A 15,736-nucleotide genomic window follows, 5' to 3' on the forward strand; every position below is an offset into this window, starting at 1 on the left:
TGCTAGAAAGTGATAATCTCAATTCACCATAATTATTGATGTATTATACTTTGCGATATCGTTTAAGGCCAATGATATTTAAAGCAATAAATAAAATGATGAAAACAAAAAGTATAAGGATGTCGAACCAAATGTTAGACCATCCTTGGCCCTTAATCATAATGTTAGTTAAAGCATCACCAGCATAGCGCAGTGGAAATAGATATCCAATATTACTTAACCAAGATGGCATATTTTCTAGTGGGAAGATACCCGAAAAGAATACTTGTGGAATAGCAACAATAGGGATAAATTGAACCATTTGGAATTCTGAGTTAGCAAATGTGGAAATAAATATTCCCATTACTAAAGCGGTGATTGCTAATAAAATATTGACGAGTAAGACATACACTAGACTACCTGCTAAATTGATACTTAATAAATAGATTGAGAAAAATACAATGATTAAAGTCTGAATGATAGCGAAGATGCCATAGCCTAGCAAATAACCAAAAACAATTTCACTTCTTCTAATTGGTGTAGCAAGTACTCGTTCTAAAGTTCCAGTTGTGCGTTCTCTCAATAAGGCGATACCTGAAATAAGAAAAACGAATAAAAAGACAAAGAATCCCATAAGAATTGGAAACATTTTATCAAAATAGTTGCTATTCTTATCCCCGTACAAATAACGATTGTCTAATTGAATGTCTTCAGAACCTTTATTTTGACTGGATTGTGGTAAGGAATTCAAAACTTTTTTTACATTATCCATTTTATCTTTTTGAATAGACTGATGGAGTAATTGCTTAATTGAACTGGATTTACTTGGATCTTCATTGGTATATATGACATGTAAAGTCTGATGCTCTTGATAAATAAATGCATCGAGATGATGTTGTTCAATTTTAGACTTAATTTTAGAATTAGACTTAAAATCTTTCAATTTAATGTCATCATTTGTGATGTGATCAGTGATTTTGTTCGATACAGAGTCGGCCACTCCAATTTTTAAAGATGTGTCTTCATCAGAATTAAAGATAAAATACATTAATGTAAGCACTAATAATGGTGCTAAGAACATAAGTGCTAATGTACGTTTATCTTTAAGTAATTCAATTGTGACACGTTGAATCATTGCTAAAAGCTTCATTAGTGTTTAACCTCCTCTGCTTTTATAAAGACTTCTTCAATCGTTTTAACTTTAAATTTCTGTTTTAATTCTTCTGGTGTGCCTAGTGCGAAAAGCCGACCTTCTACGATGAGTCCTATTTTGTCACAACGCTCTGCTTCGTCCATAACATGCGTTGTTATTATGACGCTTTTGCCTTGTTGAGTTAAATTCTTCAATTGACTCCATATTTGTTGTCTAAGTTTAGGATCAATGCCAACAGTAGGTTCATCTAATATAATAAGGCTCGGATTAGATAATAACGTAATTGCCAACGATAAACGACGCTTCATACCTCCTGAAAAGGTGTTTACTGTTTTATTTAATACATCTTCTAAGTTGACCAAACTTAAGTTTTTAGAAATACTTTCTGTTAATTGATTACCTTTAAGTCCTGCGAGATGACCAAAAAAGTTTAGATTCTCTTTTGCAGATAATGATTCATAGAGTGAGTTAGATTGTCCCATATAGCCAATATGGCTTAATACACGACGGTGTGGCATGCTATGATTAAATACTTCTGTGCGCCCTGAATTTAATTTTTCCATCCCCAGTAAGCACTTAATTGTGGTAGTTTTACCAGATCCGCTTGGTCCGATTAGTCCTAATAACTCTCCTTCTTGAATATTCAAACTAATATCATCTAAAACTTTATGTTTATCATAAAACTTAACGGCATTGGTTATTTTCGCGATAGTCCGAGCCATGTTATGACCTCCTTATTTGACACTGTGTTTAATTACTGTATATTCAATATAAATTATTTTTCTTAGATTGAACGCGTAAATTTGAAATAATCAGACATATCATTCATAAATGTTCAATAATGTTTAGGAGAGGTTAACTCATGTATGAAGAAATCATTGATAAACGTGTGTATAAAACGTTAATGAAAATTGAAAAAGGTATGATTCTATTATTAAAAACTAAATCTTATAAGGAGATAACTGTCAAAGATATTTGTCGTGAAAGTAATATTAGTAGGGGGACTTTTTATCAACATTATCAAGATAAAGAGGACTTCCTGTATCAATATCAAACATCAGTGATGAAAAAGGCTAAAAGAAAGTTGAAAGACGCTCAATTTGATCAGCGACTGCAATTTTTTGAATATGTATTAAATTTTTGGATTCATGATGGAGAATTATTACTGTTACTCCTGAAGGATCATAGTGCTTATATGATTCACCAAGATATGAAGAAGAATCTACAACAAAATATTGAAGTTCGTTTAGTACCGATAGTGGATACGTCTTCACTAACAAATAAAGAAAAATATTTTCTTATCATATTTATGAGTAATGCAATCTTTGGTATTTTACAAGATTGGGTCCAAAGAGGAGGAATAGAATCTCCTAAAGAATTGACAGTTATTATAGATAAGATTTTCAAAACAGTATTTGTTTAATGAAGATGGTTGTTTGTCACAAATACAAGCCTATTACGGTGGTTATGTAAATTAATAGATTCACGTAATATTAAAAAATACAGATTGCTTCAAGGGAAAGAAAAAAATTGGAGATATAATCATTAAATAAGCATAAATTTCCTGGGAAATAAGAGCTATAAGTACATACATAGTTCTTTTTTACTATATTATAAAGACATTAGATGGTGTGAAACGCTTTAACAGGTTATGTTGATTATAAAGGAGCTGTTATATGTGGATGTAGGCAATCAGATTAGATATTACAGAAAAGAAAATAAACTATCTCAAGTAGAATTAGCAGAAAAGATCTATGTATCAAGCCAAACCATTTCTAATTGGGAGAATGAGAGAAGTTATCCTGACCTCCATAATTTGATTGCGCTTACTTCCTTGTTTAACGTTTCTTTAGATGAACTTGTTAAAGGAGATGTTTTAAAAATGAAGAATGCAATAGATCTTAGTAATATGGATAAGTATGCAAAATTAATGATATTGTTTACAGTATTGAGTGCTATTGCACTAGGGGCAGCCTTAAAATTTAGTGATGGATGGTTTGGGTTGCTAGTTCCAGCTATTTTATGGATAATTTCGTTTTATTTCTCTTTAAAGATTGAGCGACTGAAGAAAAAATATGATGTTCAAACGTATAAAGAAATCTTGGATTATATGGAAAATGGGGAGAAGAGAACTATAGTGTACAGAAACAACACAAAATACTTTATTGAAAAGACAGTAACAGTTATAAGTTTTGTAGCAATCTTTTTAATTCTAGTATTAATCAGTATATTTTTATTTGATTTATTATAAAGGAACACCTGATAAATCTTCATTTAATATTTTACCAATCACAAAAAACACTTCCACTCAATTTTTCACTTTATGTGTCCTGTGTAATGGGGGATATCAAAATATGACTGGTGAGTAAAATCTAGAGGTTAATAAATGAAGTATTTTAATCTAAAACATTATACCGCTATACCCAAAAGCAACAGATGACATCATCTGCTGCTTTTATTTTCTTTCCATATGTTCTTCTATCTCTTCTAGTGTTACGACCGTTACTATAAGAATGATGTTAACTATCGTTGTTCCATAAGGGATATCTGGAACATTAAACCATAACAAGTCATAATCAAAGAAAAAATGTCCTATCCAATAGATAAATCTGGCTATTAGGAGAAAGTATAGGACAGCGATAAAGAATTTTACAATCTTTAACAAAATAGTTTAACGCACTGCTATCATCTTCAAAGTTCAAGTTTATTGGCTTAGTAGGTAAATTTTGTAGCTTCTGTCTTAACGAATGCTGAGAATTTCACGCGCTGACCTTTATAGTCCTGAGAAGAGATACTTTGCATCAATGTCCCGAATGTATTCTCATTATACGAAGACGCTTCATGAATTGATGCAGATTGTTTGCCACTATGGTATTCTCTTGAATCAAGCTTTACTTCATACATTTGAGGTGCGGTTCCAGAAATAATCCATCCTTTAATATCTTCTGTTGTCATATCTACTTCCTTCTCACTAATTTATGAAATACCCCTCATTAACTTGCGATGGTAAACCGTAAACTGCTTTAAAGCTTCTAGAGAACGCCTCTTGAGACTGAAAATTAAGCATAAAGGCGATATCGATGATACTCATATCTGTATAGAGTAGATAATGTGATGCATGAGCAATGCGTCTACTTGAAATATAATTGTAGAATGTGTAGCCTGTCTTTTTCTTGAAAATTCGCATCAAATGAAACTTAGAATAACCCGTCATCTGTACATAGTCATCTAGACCATAGTTCTCAAGTAGATTCTCTTCAACAAGCTGAATAATTTTATGAATACTTTCCTCATCTATACCTTACCACCTCATCCATATTGTAATAGAAATGAAAATATTGTTTTTGATAAATGTTGCTATTCATTACAATAAGCACGTTTTCAATATTTGTTATACTGTTATCCGGTATATTATCGGAGCAATAATAAAACAATTTATCTTTTCAAAGCAATTAGAAAACTTCTTATGAGCATTTTTCAATATATTCATAAGACCTATTTTTACTATTCTAATGATCATAAAATGACGCTGTTAAAAGATAGATTACAATTACGAACAAATTGATATATATTAAATAATATATATGCAAATGGTTATTATAGACATATAATTAAAAACCACATTATTTTACAAAACCTTAATATTGAATTTTAATTTTATTAAAAAAGAGATGATACACTATATATAGATTGATTAAAGGGGGGAATTAAAAGTGGAAAATATTTCAAAATTAGGTGAAGCAATTGCTAACACAGTATCAGCTGCTCAATCAGGTGATCACTTTGAATTAGCTAAAAGCATCGTGAATATCGTTGCTAGTGCTGGTGGCATTCTTCAAGATGTTGCACATGCATTCGGTTATTAAGTTGTAGCTTACATAGTTATTCTTATGTAAGATTTACAAAAGAAGGCTAGGTACTTTTAAAATGCCTAGCCTTCTTTTTACAACTAAAAAAGGTTGTATAATTTTTGAACTGAACCCCTCGTGTTGGGCACATAAAAGAAAAATTAATTCATTATTTTAAGTTAGTGTACGATTTTCCATTTGTGCTTCGAATGCATCGAGTAGTTCGCGTGCTTCAGCGATAGATTCAGTATTCATCAATTGATGGCGAAGTTGGCTCGCCCCTTTAATATCACGCACATATATTTTGAAGAATCTACGTAAACTTTTAAATTGACGGTCTTCATCTTTGTTATATTTTTGAAATAATGATAAATGTAATCTCAATAAATCTAATAGCTCTTTACTAGTGTGTTCACGGGGCTCTTTTTCAAAAGCAAACGGATTATGGAATATGCCTCTACCAATCATAATGCCATCGACACCATATTTTTCGACAAGTTCAAGCCCTGTTTGTCGATCTGGAATATCGCCGTTAATCGTTAATAATGTATCTGGCGCAATCTCATCACGTAAGTTCTTAATGGCTTCAATTAACTCCCAATGTGCATCAACCTTACTCATCTCTTTACGTGTACGAAGGTGGATGGATAAATTTGCGATATCTTGTTCCAAAACATGTTTTAACCAATCTTTCCACTCATCTATTTCGTAATAGCCTAGACGTGTTTTAACACTTACCGGTAGCCCACCTGCTTTAGTAGCTTGAATAATTTCAGCAGCAACTTCAGGTCTTAGAATAAGTCCAGAGCCCTTACCTTTTTGGGCGACGTTTGCTACAGGACAGCCCATATTTAAATCAATACCTTTAAAACCCATTTCAGCTAAGCCGATACTCATTTCACGGAATTGTTCAGGTTGATCGCCCCAAATATGTGCCACCATTGGCTGTTCGTCTTCGCTAAAAGTTAAGCGACCACGAACGCTGTGGATGCCCTCTGGGTGACAAAAACTTGCAGTATTCGTAAATTCAGTAAAAAACACATCAGGTCTTGCTGCTTCACTCACAACGTGACGAAAGACGATATCCGTCACATCCTCCATAGGTGCCAAAATAAAAAATGGCCGCGGCAATTCACGCCAAAAATTTTCCTTCATAATATATTTAAACCTTCTTCTTTATTAGTATCTCGCATTTTTACGCATAATGATATTACCACAGAGAGTAAATATATACAAAATGAATGTGTCAAATAACTAGGTGCAAGTCTAATTATTTTGATTTACTACTTATTTTTCAATCTATATTAAATTTGTAGATTTTTAAATGGCCATGTTCAAATAGTTTTATGTTATAATGAGATTAATAAAATAGTTCTCTTATTAAGAGTGAGTGGAGGGATTTGGCCCTTAGAAACTCCAGCAACAGCTAAAATGCGATGTGCTAATTCCAACAGTATTTAATACTGAAAGATGAGAAGATGTGTAAAGCTCTTCTTAATTTGAAGAGCTATTTTATTGTATATCATTTTAAAGGTGGTTATATGATGAAAACGTGTCGTGAACTATATGCAGAATTAGAATATTGGGACCAGTATCAACCTAATAACGCTTCGAGCAGTATCTTAAAACAAGCCATGCGTAATCAAATTAAGTCTCAAATTCGTGACCAGATTGATGTCTATAAAAATAAAGATACCATTCTGAAAATCACAAATTAGTCTCCATAGTCATTGTTAAAGATGGAAAAATAATAGCTCTATGATGATTTTAACAATCATCTTAGGGCTTTCTTTATAGTCAAAACAGAATCCATTTAAAAAAATACAAATTTCTAATATAGTGTTTTCTTTTAATGAAAAAGATACATTCTAGATATTTTTGAATGTTGAAGGGTATAATTTGATACATAATGATTTTAAGCCTTTTCCTTCATGTACTTAAAATACATAGGCTGTTATGAATCCAAAGGGGGCACTTATGTTTCTTGCATGGAATGAAATTAAACGAAATAAGCTGAAATTCAGCTTGATTATTGGTGTGTTAATGATGATTAGTTATTTGCTTTTTTTACTGTCAGGTTTAGCGAGTGGCTTAATGAATATGAATAGAGAAGGTATCGATAAGTGGCATGCAGATGCGATTATTTTAAATAAAGATGCTAACCAAACTGTGGAACAATCTGTGTTTAATAAAAAGGATGTTCCAGAATCGTACAAACAACAAGCAACCTTAAAACAGTCAGGTGTCATTATTTCAAATGGTAGTCATAAAGAAAACGCGTTGTTGTTTGGTGTGGCTGAAAATTCTTTTCTAATACCCAAAATCATTGAAGGCAAGATGTTTAAATCTAATGATGAAGTCGTTGCGGATCAAACTTTAAAAGAAAAGGGATTTAAAGTAGGCGATCAATTATCACTTTCAAAATCTGACGAGAAGTTAAAAATAGTGGGATTTAGTGAAAGTGCGAAATATAATGCTTCTCCAGTGCTTTTTTCTAACCAAAAAACGATACAGAAGATTAATCCGACTTTAGATGAATCTAAGGTTAATGCAATTGTAGTACGTGATCAAAATTGGCATCAAAAAGATTTAAATGCGCATTTAGAAGCGATTGGGATTGATAAGTTTATTAAAAACTTACCCGGCTATACAGCTCAGAATTTAACTTTAAACTTTATGATTTCATTTTTATTTATTATTTCAGCAACTGTGATAGGTATATTTTTATATGTCATCACTTTACAAAAGACGAATTTGTTTGGTGTTTTAAAAGCACAAGGATTTACAAATGGTTACTTAGCCAAAGTGGTTTTATCACAAACCTTGATTATTGCAGTGATTGGAACAGTGATAGGGCTTATTTTAACTTTAATCACAAGTGCATTTCTACCAAGTGTTGTGCCTATTAAATTTAATATCGTCACATTACTGATATACGGTGTTGTGCTTATCGTTGTATCACTATTAGGAAGTTTATTCTCAATCTTAACGATTAGAAAAGTGGATCCACTAAAAGCTATTGGCTAAAGGAGTGTGTAAGAAATGTTAGAATTCAAAAATGTGACGAAATACTTTCGAGATGGTAATAAAAAAATAGAAGCTGTCAAACCGACTTCCCTTAAGTTTGAATCAAACGAACTTATTGCGATTATTGGACCCTCAGGCTCTGGGAAAAGCACATTTTTAACGATGGCAGGCGCACTCCAAACGCCATCTTCTGGTGAAATTCTCATTAATGGTAAGGAAGTCTCAGGGATGTCTCAAAAAGCCTTGGCGCATACACGGATGCAGGAGATTGGCTTCATTTTGCAAGCGACAAATCTTGTGCCATTTTTAACGGTAAAGCAACAATTTCAATTATTAAAAAAACAGAAAAAAGACGTGTTAAGCACACAAGAATATCAACAATTGATGGCACAATTAAATCTTGAAGACATTGAAAATCAATTGCCTAGTGAAATATCTGGAGGTCAAAAACAGCGTGTCGCAATAGCCAAAGCATTGTACACCAAACCCTCAATTATATTAGCTGATGAACCGACAGCCTCTCTAGATACACAAAACGCTATGGAAGTGATGAAAATATTAAAAGAACAGACACAAGAAAAAAATAAAACATGCATTGTCGTGACACATGACGAACGGCTTACGACATATTGCGATAAAGTTTACTATATGGAAGATGGCGTCTTATCAGCAACTTAAATCTATGAAGGGTCAGAGTAGATTATAATGGTAACGATGGATTCAAAAATCAACAAAAAAGCTATGAAAAATCTTGCGTTTGAAGGTTTGAATCTAATGATAAGAAATTTAGCGAGATATAATAAGATAAATATGTGATAGCGATGAGACAATCACTAACCAATGAATTACGCGTATCTAATGGTTTAGAGGGTTTAAAACTACATAGGTTCTAAGTTGTGAATGGTACGCTGAGATGTCTATATTTATGCTATGATAGACCTTGAGGTGAACGTGATGAATATTAGTGATATCGCAAGACTTGCGCAGGTGTCGAAGAGTACGGTGTCTCGATATTTAAATGGCGGTTCAATTAGTGAAAAGACGCGTCAAAAAATTGAGCGTGTTGTGAAGGAGACGGGTTACAGTCCGAATCAATTTGCACAAAGTTTAAAGGCAAAGCGTACACAGATGATGGGCGTGATTGTACCTCGTTTGAGTTCTTATGCTTCGAACCAAACGTTGTACGGGATTGAGACGTATTTGAGAACTAAAAAATATCAAACCATGATCGTCAATACCGATTTGGATCAACAGCTTGAGATTAATGCGATATACACACTTGCGAAGAATAAAGTGGATGGCATTATTTTATTTGCGACGACACTTACAGATGCACATGTGAAGGCGATTCATACGGTTAATGTGCCGGTGATATTAGTGGGGCAGTCTTATGAGGGGATTCCTTCGATTGTCCAAAATGATTATGAAGCAGGCCGGTTGATAGGGCGTTACTTTGGATCGGGTCATTTTAAACGCATTGCCTACTTTGGTGTGGATGCGTCCGATAAAGCGGTTGGGATCCATAGACGTCGGGGTGTCTTAGATGGGCTAGCGGAGTCGGATCAACAGGCTGATATTTATACGACATCGTTTAAATTGAGCGATGCACAGGCGTTAGCAAAATCAGTGATTCATGAATACGAAGCGGTGATTTGTGCGACAGACAATATCGCATTAGGTGTGTTAAAAGTAGCACTGGATTTAAAAATGGATGTGCCTAAGTCATTGTCAATTTCTGGATTCGGTGGTTATGAGACAACATCGATTGTCACACCTATGATTACAACAATTGTTTTTCCTTACGAAGAGACAGGTCGTATTGCAGCATTGTCTATGATGAAATTGTTAGAAGGTGAAAAAGTACCATTAGTTCAGCGCATGGATTTCTATATCGACGAAAAAGAAAGCGTTGACATTTATCGTTATAAAAAGTAAAATTCGCAGTGTAAAGCATTTTACTTTTTTTGAAATATTTTGGTACCGGTTCCAAAAAAAGAGGTGCGAGATGGAGTGGACGAGAGCATTAAAGTATAGAACATTGGAAGATGTGCCAGCTGAAGAGATGGAACGACTGACAGAGAAGGTCAAACATGCGAAGTGGCGCCAAGCTTTTCATATTCAACCTATTTCAGGGTTATTAAATGATCCGAATGGGCTTGTCTATCATGATGGGCTATACCATATATTCTACCAGTGGCATCCTTTTGGTGCGGTTCATGGAATGAAGTACTGGTATCATGTGACATCCCCTGATTTAGTGCATTTTACACAAATTGGTCCTGCAGTGAAACCTGATACCGTGTATGATTCACATGGCGCATACAGCGGATCGGCCATAATTGTTGATAATGAAGTGAAACTGGTTTATACAGGCAATCATAGAACGCAATCATGGACAAGAGTTCCGTATCAAGTGGTGTCCACGTTAAAGGGACAAGAAGCCGTTGATAAGCAAGCAATGATAGAAGGACCGCCAACAGGGTATACAGAACACTTTAGAGACCCCAAAGTGTGGTATGACGAAAAGCATAAAAGTTATTACTTTGTTATAGGCGCACAACGTGAAAATATGACGGGTGCGATTGTCGTTTATGCCTCTCAGGATTTCAACAATTGGCATCAAAAAGGTGAACTAAAGACAAAATATCCATCGTTCGGTTATATGTGGGAATGTCCAGATTATTTCAATTTAGACGGGCACGACATCGTTCTATTTTGTCCACAAGGTGTAGCACAACAAGGCGATTCTTTTCGAAATATTTATCAATCCGGTTATTTAATGGGGGCTTTAAATTTTGACACACTTGAATTGATGCATGATGACTTTAATGAATTAGATCATGGATTTGATTTTTATGCGCCTCAAACGATGATGGGTGCGAATGATGAAAGAATTTTAATCGGTTGGATGGGGTTACCCGATACGACATATCCGACAGACCAAGATGACTGGGCGCATTGCTTAACAATTCCAAGAGTCTTGTCTGTGCAAAATCATCATCTCGTTCAGCAGCCGATTAAAGCACTTCAACAATTAAGACAATCGAAAGTACAAGCTGCTTTTGATATATCAGATTCATCTTTAACGTTACAACAATTCACTGGAACGCACTATGAGCTAAGTATCGATGTTTTAGAAAATAAATCAAGAGGGTTCCATATGGATATTAGACAATCAGAAGAGGAATATACGCGGCTGACGTATGAATCCGATATGCAACGTTTTACGCTTGATCGAACATGGAGTGGGCAATTACCAGGTCAGGTTGAGGGTACAACCCGTTCAGTTACGTTGTCGGATGCACTTTATCGTTTACAAATTTATGTCGATACATCGAGTGTAGAAATTTTTCTTAATGATGGCTATGCGGTAATGACATCTAGAATTTTCCCGAAAGTCTCATCAGATGGGATACGTATTCATTCTGAAGGTGGCCATGTGATGCTTGATATTACAAAATATGATTTGAAAGAAGGGCAATAATGGCAAAATTATATGCAATTGGAGAAGCACTCATTGATTTTATTCCACAGACACGAGACGTTGAACTGAAAGATGTGAAAGGATTTGAGCCTCAAGTGGGCGGGGCACCTGCAAATGTAGCCAGTTGTGTTTCACGACTTGGCAGGGAATCAGCACTGATTACGCAATTAGGTCAAGATGCATTCGGAGATTTAATTGAGGAAACGCTACAAAAGCAAGGTGTAGATACCACTTCTATTAGTCGGACAGATGAAGCGAATACAGGGCTCGCATTTGTAAGCTTAACCGCGTCAGGAGAGCGTGATTTTGCATTTTATCGTAAACCATCAGCTGATATGTTGCTTGAGGCATCAACACTTAATTTGAATTTTCAAGCAGATGATATTCTTCATTTTTGTTCTGTTGATCTTATCCCTTCGCCAATGAAAAAAGCGCATATCGAAGCGATTGAACAAATGGAAAAAGCCAATGGCACGATTATTTTTGACCCGAATTTAAGATTTCCGCTATGGCCTTCTGTCGATGAATTGAAAAAGACAGTTTTAGCCTTTATGCCAAAAGCCCATATCGTTAAAATCGCAGACGAAGAACTGGTTTATTTAACAGGAAGTGAGGATGAAGCGTCAATTCAACAATTGTTCAAAGGGAATACGCAAGTCATCATTTATACAGAAGGGGCAAAGGGCGCATCCATTTATACACAACAAGGCAAGATTGCCCAACATAAAGGATATAAATCAAAAGTGCAAGATACGACGGGTGCAGGAGATGCATTTATTGGCGCAATCATTTATCAGTTATTAACCGGACAAGCCCGTAATCAATCATTTGACTATATTCAACAAAACGCACAGTCTATGTTGTCATTTAGTAATGCTGTCGCTTCATTATCAACGACAAAGGAAGGTGCTATCGGAAGTCTACCTACGCTCGCAGAAGTTAACGAATTCATGAAATCATAAATAGAAATCTAGGAGGCGTTGTATCATGGCCATGTCAGATAAACAAATCGCAAGACAAGTCATAGAGGCTGTTGGAGGGCAAGAAAATATCAAGTCGATTGCACATTGTGCGACACGACTACGCATCGTACTTCATGACAAAGAAAAAATCAATCAAGATAAAATTGAGCAAACCGATAAAGTGAAAGGGGCTTTCTATAACTCAGGACAATACCAAGTGATCTTTGGTACAGGGACGGTAAATAAAATTTATCATGCGGCTGAAAGTTTGGGGATAGAAGGTCATTCAGCTAGTGAAGTGAAGCAAGAGGGCGGTCAACAAGGCAATATGTTCCAACGCGCGATTAGAACTTTTGGAGATGTATTTGTTCCAATCATCCCTGTACTAGTTGCGACAGGTTTATTTATGGGATTGCGTGGTGTGCTCGTCAAAGAGCAAATTTTGTCTTGGATGGGGATGACACCTAAGGATATCTCGCCGAATTTTATTCTGTTTACCCAAGTCTTAACAGATACAGCTTTTGCATTTTTACCAGCACTGGTGGCGTGGAGTGCTTTTAAAGTGTTTGGCGGCAGCCCCGTACTTGGTATTGTATTAGGACTTATGCTTGTAAACCCAGCGTTACCGAATGCTTATGCAGTTGGAGAAGGTTCCGCGGCCCCGCTTAAATTTTTGGGTCTCATTCCTGTCGTAGGGTATCAAGGCTCTGTACTACCGGCCTTTTTTGTCGGTCTTATCGGCGCAAAATTTGAGAAGTTTTTACGTAAACGCATCCCAGATGCTATCGACTTAATCGTGACGCCTTTCTTAACATTGCTCGTTATGATTACATTAGGTCTTTTTGCTATCGGGCCTATATTCCATGGATTAGAAACAGTTATTTTAGCAGGTACGAAATGGGTTCTAGACTTACCGTTTGGAATTGCCGAATTGCTTATAGGCTTCTTCCAACAAATTATCGTTGTAACGGGTGTGCATCATATCTTTAACTTTATGGAAATTCAATTGTTAGAAGAATTCAAATATAATGAATTTAATCCGATTATTTCAGCAGCGATGACTGCACAAGGTGCTGCAACGGTTGCAGTGGGGCTTAAAACACGTCAAAAGAAATTGAAAGCTTTAGCTTTACCTTCAGCATTTTCAGCTTTCTTAGGTATTACAGAACCGGCGATATTCGGTGTAAATTTAAGATATTTTAAACCGTTTGTTTGTGGATTAGTTGGAGGTGCTGCTGGCGGATTCTTGGCATCATTATTCCATCTCAAAGCTTCTGGAATGGCAATTAAAGTACTACCGGGTATGTTGTTGTTCATTAAAGACATTGGACAATTGCCTTTATATATTTTAGTACTCATCGTCTCATTTGCGGTTGGCTTCATACTGACTTGGTTCTTCGGATACAGTGATAAAATGGCAGAAGAAATTAAAGAAGCCAAAACGCTATCATAAATATAGACCTTCCACAGATTAGGGGATATATTTATTTAACAATATGCGTTTTTAGCTCATTTAAAAAGACGGAAGTGGGATAAGCATCAATGAGATGTCGTTATCTCACTTTTTTAATTTTTAACTGCACAGGCACCTCGTTTATCTAAAAAATGGTGAACACACCTCAAATTTTTTGGAAAAATTTTAAAAAACGAGGTGCTTAAACGATTATTATTTCAAAAAATTAATTAAAGATAATTAAATTTTATAAAATAATGTTGTTAATTTTCGCCTGTTTATATGACTTTCTAACTCTCTCCACTTAAAAAATTATAGTCAAAGCGCTATAAATAAGCTTTAGTTAAAAAATCCTCTAATGAACCCAATGAAGGCGTATAGAGCTAGCTCAACTCATATATTCTCTTTCTTTTTTTACCCTGAATAATTACATTATTATATAAAAATAGTAATTGAGAAAATGTTTTTTAGGCTCACTTAAATCAAGCTTAATTGAATGAGAAGATTATTAAATTTTTGACCATTTTTTAGAGCTGATTTCTTTTAAAAATTTATGTTAGGTGCTAAATTTAAAACAGCTTTACACAAAATATATTTTTGGGGTGATTTAATGAGTATTAAAAACGTAACAGTTATGGGTGCTGGCGTATTAGGGAGTCAAATTGCGTTTCAAGCAGCCTTTCATGGTTATGATGTAGTCATATATGATATTAATGAGGAAGCGGTTTCTGCAGGGAAAGCTAAGCTCGATAAATTAGTAGGCATTTATGGAGATTACTTCAATAATGTTGAACAAGCTGAGCAATCTATCAATCGCTTAACATTAACATCAGATCTTAAAAAAGCAGTTGCTGATGCCGATCTAATGATTGAATCAGTTCCTGAAGTTAAAGAAATCAAAATTGATTTTTATCAAAAAGTAGCAGAAGTTGCACCTGAAAAAACAATTTTTGCGACAAACTCTTCTACAATGTTACCAAGTGACTTTAGAGAGTATACAGGCCGTCCAGAAAAATTCTTAGCACTGCATTTTGCTAATGAAGTATGGAAAAACAATACAGCTGAAGTGATGGGGCATTCTGAAACGGATAGAAAATATGAAGAAGAATTACTTGATTTTTCTGGAAAAATTGGAATGTTACCGATTCACGTTAAAAAAGAGCAACCGGGTTACATCGTAAACTCTTTATTAGTACCATTACTTCATGCGGCTGAACTTTTATACGCAAATGGTATCGGAGAAATTGAAGATATCGATCGCTCTTGGATGGCAGCAACAGGCGCACCAGCAGGTCCATTTGCGATGTTAGACATCGTCGGACTTACAACAGCTTACAATATTGCTAAAATGGCTTCAGTAGACAACCCACAGATGGAAAGTGCCGCTGCAATGTTGAAAAAATATGTGGATGCTGGTAAATTAGGAACTTCAACAGGTGAAGGTTTCTATAAATATCCAAACCCAACATATCGAGAGTTCTTTAAAAACGCAAACGACTAATAAGTCGAATTGTCATATCAAAATATTGGAAAACTTGCACTAATTAAATTGTGGCACAAAGCATGTGTCCAATCATTAGGGAGTGAAACAATAGAAATGGATTTCATTTCGTTGTTACACTCTCTTTTTTTTGTGGATGTTTTAAACGCTGTACGATTGCGTATAATGATTTACAATGAAATTGAATGATACTTAATCAATCGATAGCAACGAACTATGTATAAAAATAGATTAAAGGGTGAAGTGGATGCGCAATGACTTTACATTACGTTTATTAGAACAAGCAGGTATTTCTGAAGGTATGCACGTCTTAGATGCTGGATGTGGAC

The 15,736-nt window shown here is 34.9% G+C and carries 16 protein-coding genes and 1 riboswitch; of the genes, 11 read left to right on the plus strand and 5 right to left on the minus strand.

Features of this window, described 5'->3' with window-relative positions:
• Positions 1–43: 43 nt before the first annotated feature.
• Together MUA40_RS00180 and MUA40_RS00185 are read right to left on the minus strand one after the other, a co-directional pair.
• The gene (locus tag MUA40_RS00180) at positions 44–1,129 is read right to left on the minus strand and encodes an ABC transporter permease (RefSeq protein WP_126496485.1); all 1,086 of its coding nucleotides are present in this window, start codon (positions 1,127–1,129) and stop codon (positions 44–46) included.
• Positions 1,129–1,854, minus strand: coding sequence for an ABC transporter ATP-binding protein (locus tag MUA40_RS00185; protein WP_016425764.1), 726 nt, complete (start codon positions 1,852–1,854; stop codon positions 1,129–1,131). The genes MUA40_RS00180 and MUA40_RS00185 overlap by 1 nt, the downstream gene beginning before the upstream one ends.
• A 140-nt stretch (positions 1,855–1,994) precedes the next feature.
• Between MUA40_RS00185 and MUA40_RS00190 the strand changes: the two genes are divergently transcribed.
• Together MUA40_RS00190 and MUA40_RS00195 are read left to right on the plus strand one after the other, a co-directional pair.
• Complete coding sequence (locus MUA40_RS00190; RefSeq protein ID WP_126496487.1) at positions 1,995–2,555, plus strand: TetR/AcrR family transcriptional regulator; 561 nt, start codon at positions 1,995–1,997, stop codon at positions 2,553–2,555.
• Between the two features lie 255 nt (positions 2,556–2,810).
• The gene (locus tag MUA40_RS00195; RefSeq protein ID WP_126496488.1) at positions 2,811–3,383 is read left to right on the plus strand and encodes a helix-turn-helix domain-containing protein; all 573 of its coding nucleotides are present in this window, start codon (positions 2,811–2,813) and stop codon (positions 3,381–3,383) included.
• Positions 3,384–3,844: 461 nt separating this feature from the next.
• Here the strand turns inward: MUA40_RS00195 and MUA40_RS00200 are convergent, their stop codons facing one another.
• Together MUA40_RS00200 and MUA40_RS12085 are read right to left on the minus strand one after the other, a co-directional pair.
• Complete coding sequence (locus MUA40_RS00200) at positions 3,845–4,087, minus strand: hypothetical protein (RefSeq protein ID WP_016425767.1); 243 nt, start codon at positions 4,085–4,087, stop codon at positions 3,845–3,847.
• Positions 4,088–4,103: 16 nt separating this feature from the next.
• Positions 4,104–4,346, minus strand: a complete 243-nt coding sequence (locus tag MUA40_RS12085) for a helix-turn-helix transcriptional regulator (protein ID WP_081635183.1) — start codon at positions 4,344–4,346, stop codon at positions 4,104–4,106.
• Between the two features lie 499 nt (positions 4,347–4,845).
• Here MUA40_RS12085 and MUA40_RS00205 point away from each other — a divergent pair, with 499 nt between their 5' ends.
• Positions 4,846–4,998: a beta-class phenol-soluble modulin gene (locus tag MUA40_RS00205; RefSeq protein ID WP_016425768.1), complete on the plus strand. Its 153-nt coding sequence runs from the start codon at positions 4,846–4,848 to the stop codon at positions 4,996–4,998.
• 156 nt (positions 4,999–5,154) lie between these two features.
• Here MUA40_RS00205 and MUA40_RS00210 read toward each other — a convergent pair whose 3' ends face one another.
• Positions 5,155–6,135: a tRNA dihydrouridine synthase gene (locus MUA40_RS00210; RefSeq protein WP_016425769.1), complete on the minus strand. Its 981-nt coding sequence runs from the start codon at positions 6,133–6,135 to the stop codon at positions 5,155–5,157.
• Between the two features lie 219 nt (positions 6,136–6,354).
• Positions 6,355–6,457, plus strand: a riboswitch (SAM riboswitch).
• A gap of 64 nt (positions 6,458–6,521) precedes the next feature.
• On the opposite strand from MUA40_RS00210, the gene MUA40_RS00215 reads away from it, so the two are divergent.
• The 8 genes from MUA40_RS00215 (at position 6,522) to MUA40_RS00250 (ending at position 15,407) form a co-directional block, all read left to right on the plus strand.
• Complete coding sequence (locus tag MUA40_RS00215; RefSeq protein ID WP_262569661.1) at positions 6,522–6,698, plus strand: hypothetical protein; 177 nt, start codon at positions 6,522–6,524, stop codon at positions 6,696–6,698.
• A 259-nt stretch (positions 6,699–6,957) separates the two neighbouring features.
• On the plus strand, positions 6,958–8,007 hold the full coding sequence (locus tag MUA40_RS00220) for an ABC transporter permease (RefSeq protein ID WP_016425771.1): 1,050 nt from the start codon (positions 6,958–6,960) through the stop codon (positions 8,005–8,007).
• Between the two features lie 15 nt (positions 8,008–8,022).
• Positions 8,023–8,685 carry an ABC transporter ATP-binding protein gene (locus tag MUA40_RS00225; RefSeq protein ID WP_016425772.1) on the plus strand — a complete coding sequence of 221 codons (663 nt, stop codon included), beginning with the start codon at positions 8,023–8,025 and terminating at the stop codon, positions 8,683–8,685.
• A gap of 276 nt (positions 8,686–8,961) precedes the next feature.
• Positions 8,962–9,942 carry a LacI family DNA-binding transcriptional regulator gene (locus MUA40_RS00230; RefSeq protein WP_016425773.1) on the plus strand — a complete coding sequence of 327 codons (981 nt, stop codon included), beginning with the start codon at positions 8,962–8,964 and terminating at the stop codon, positions 9,940–9,942.
• A 70-nt stretch (positions 9,943–10,012) separates the two neighbouring features.
• Entirely contained in the window at positions 10,013–11,491 is a 1,479-nt protein-coding gene (locus MUA40_RS00235; protein ID WP_016425774.1) for a glycoside hydrolase family 32 protein, read from the plus strand.
• Complete coding sequence (locus tag MUA40_RS00240) at positions 11,491–12,453, plus strand: carbohydrate kinase family protein (RefSeq protein ID WP_016425775.1); 963 nt, start codon at positions 11,491–11,493, stop codon at positions 12,451–12,453. Before MUA40_RS00235 ends, MUA40_RS00240 begins: the two co-directional genes overlap by 1 nt.
• A gap of 25 nt (positions 12,454–12,478) precedes the next feature.
• Complete coding sequence (locus MUA40_RS00245) at positions 12,479–13,906, plus strand: sucrose-specific PTS transporter subunit IIBC (RefSeq protein ID WP_167732999.1); 1,428 nt, start codon at positions 12,479–12,481, stop codon at positions 13,904–13,906.
• Positions 13,907–14,516: 610 nt separating this feature from the next.
• On the plus strand, positions 14,517–15,407 hold the full coding sequence (locus MUA40_RS00250) for a 3-hydroxyacyl-CoA dehydrogenase (protein WP_037559526.1): 891 nt from the start codon (positions 14,517–14,519) through the stop codon (positions 15,405–15,407).
• Positions 15,408–15,736 lie beyond the last annotated feature (329 nt).

The sequence above is a fragment of the Staphylococcus schleiferi genome, from assembly GCF_025558325.1.
GTDB classification, from domain to species: domain Bacteria; phylum Bacillota; class Bacilli; order Staphylococcales; family Staphylococcaceae; genus Staphylococcus; species Staphylococcus schleiferi.

What these genes read in the sequence shown, in the direction of transcription:
- MUA40_RS00180 (WP_126496485.1), bottom strand. Translation starts at nt 1,129, where the DNA reads ATGAAGCTTTTAGCAATGATTCAACGTGTCACAATTGAATTACTTAAA.
- MUA40_RS00190 (WP_126496487.1), top strand. Translation starts at nt 1,995, where the DNA reads ATGTATGAAGAAATCATTGATAAACGTGTGTATAAAACGTTAATGAAA.
- MUA40_RS00210 (WP_016425769.1), bottom strand. Translation starts at nt 6,135, where the DNA reads ATGAAGGAAAATTTTTGGCGTGAATTGCCGCGGCCATTTTTTATTTTG.
- MUA40_RS00215 (WP_262569661.1), top strand. Translation starts at nt 6,522, where the DNA reads ATGATGAAAACGTGTCGTGAACTATATGCAGAATTAGAATATTGGGAC.
- MUA40_RS00230 (WP_016425773.1), top strand. Translation starts at nt 8,962, where the DNA reads ATGAATATTAGTGATATCGCAAGACTTGCGCAGGTGTCGAAGAGTACG.
- MUA40_RS00245 (WP_167732999.1), top strand. Translation starts at nt 12,479, where the DNA reads ATGGCCATGTCAGATAAACAAATCGCAAGACAAGTCATAGAGGCTGTT.
- MUA40_RS00220 (WP_016425771.1), top strand. Translation starts at nt 6,958, where the DNA reads ATGTTTCTTGCATGGAATGAAATTAAACGAAATAAGCTGAAATTCAGC.
- MUA40_RS00185 (WP_016425764.1), bottom strand. Translation starts at nt 1,854, where the DNA reads ATGGCTCGGACTATCGCGAAAATAACCAATGCCGTTAAGTTTTATGAT.
- MUA40_RS00225 (WP_016425772.1), top strand. Translation starts at nt 8,023, where the DNA reads ATGTTAGAATTCAAAAATGTGACGAAATACTTTCGAGATGGTAATAAA.
- MUA40_RS00200 (WP_016425767.1), bottom strand. Translation starts at nt 4,087, where the DNA reads ATGACAACAGAAGATATTAAAGGATGGATTATTTCTGGAACCGCACCT.
- MUA40_RS00250 (WP_037559526.1), top strand. Translation starts at nt 14,517, where the DNA reads ATGAGTATTAAAAACGTAACAGTTATGGGTGCTGGCGTATTAGGGAGT.
- MUA40_RS12085 (WP_081635183.1), bottom strand. Translation starts at nt 4,346, where the DNA reads ATGACGGGTTATTCTAAGTTTCATTTGATGCGAATTTTCAAGAAAAAG.
- MUA40_RS00235 (WP_016425774.1), top strand. Translation starts at nt 10,013, where the DNA reads ATGGAGTGGACGAGAGCATTAAAGTATAGAACATTGGAAGATGTGCCA.
- MUA40_RS00240 (WP_016425775.1), top strand. Translation starts at nt 11,491, where the DNA reads ATGGCAAAATTATATGCAATTGGAGAAGCACTCATTGATTTTATTCCA.